1 protein-coding gene is annotated in these 1429 nt (G+C 62.9%); it reads left to right on the top strand.

Translation table 11 applies throughout. The annotated features are described in order from the left end of the window. Nucleotides 1–1412 (top strand): ISAs1 family transposase (locus HIJ39_RS22920; RefSeq protein WP_207711884.1); only part of this gene is annotated, 1412 nt, incomplete at its 5' end. Nucleotides 1413–1429 lie beyond the last annotated feature (17 nt).

The raw sequence follows: 1429 nt of genomic DNA, 5'->3' as shown, positions 1-1429 counted from the left end.
CGGAAAATCCCAAAATCTGCTACACCAAGGGTATGAACACGAAAATACGAGACTCCAACAGGGGCGCGTACGCGCCCGAGGATAGCATGAAAGCGCGCGTCCGGAGGGTACAGGTCCGTTTAGTGACGAAAGACGAAATGCCGCGTTGGATGGACCTCATGGCGCGACATCATTACTTAGGCCGGCCTGACATGGTCGGTCAAGTCTTGTGCTACGTCGCGACGGTCGATGGAGAGTGGGTCGCCCTACTGGGGTGGGCGAGCGCGGCGTTGCAGGTCAAGGCCCGTGATGCGTGGATTGGCTGGTCGGACGACCAGCGGCATCGGCGCTTGCGCTATGTCGCCAATAATGTCCGCTATTGCATCCTACCCGGCTGGAGCCTGCCCAATTTGGCATCCCGAGTCCTGGCGCTCAATACGCGACGTCTCGCCGCCGATTGGGAGGCGCGCTTCGGCCACTCCGTGGTATTGGCCGAGACCTTCGTCGACCCGAGCCGCTTTGATGGGACGTGCTACCGGGCCGCGGGGTGGGAACTCCTCGGGCGGACGCGCGGATTTGGCCGGCATGGCCGGCAATGGGAAGAGCATAAGCAGCCCAAAACGGTCTGGGTGCGCCCCTTGCGGCGACCGGCCCGGTATTGGTTGGCGGCCGATTTCGAGGCCCCCGAACTGGTGGGTACGCCCACGCCGAGCGTTGATATCAACAGGGTCCCCCTCGAAGGGGCAGATGGCCTCCTCGCGGCGTTAGCGCAGGTCACCGATCCGCGGAAGAAACGCGGCATTCGGCATTCGCAAACCACCGTCTTGGCCATCGCCGTCTGTGCCGTCCTCTCGGGCGCCCGGAGTTTCCTGGCCATGGCGGATTGGGCCCAAAGCCTCCCCCAAGATCTGTTGAAACGGCTGGGCTGTCGGCGGCGCAATGACGCGTCGATTGACCGCATTCCGCCCAGCGAACCCACGATCCGGCGGACTCTCGAAGCGATCGAGGCCGAGGAGCTCGATCGGGTGTTGTCGGCCTTTCTCCTGCGCCATGGGTTGGGACGGGCGATCGCCTTCGACGGCAAGACCCTGCGCGGTTCGGGGAACGGGGCCGAACGGCCCCGCCATCTGATGGCCGCCGTCATCCACCAAACCGGCGTGGTCGTGGGCCAGCAGGCGGTGGACACCAAAACCAACGAGATCACCGTCGCGCGCCCCTTGCTGGAGCCGCTGGATCTGGTCGGTCGGGTCGTCACCGCCGATGCGATGCATACGCAATCCAGTCTGGCCGAATATTTAGTGGATGAGAAACAGGCCGATTATGTGTTCACCGTCAAAGACAACCAGCGGATACTGAAACGCCACCTCACCCAGATGAACTGGGATTTCCCCCCCTCAGGTCCAGACAATCCAGAAAGGTCATGGCCGGATTGAACAGCGACAGATATGGG

Origin of the sequence: Sulfobacillus harzensis, assembly GCF_012933365.1 — a bacterium.
GTDB classification, from domain to species: Bacteria; Bacillota; Sulfobacillia; order Sulfobacillales; family Sulfobacillaceae; genus Sulfobacillus_B; species Sulfobacillus_B harzensis.
The sequence above is the reverse complement of the archived record's forward strand: the minus strand, read 5'-3'. Positions and strand labels throughout refer to the sequence as shown.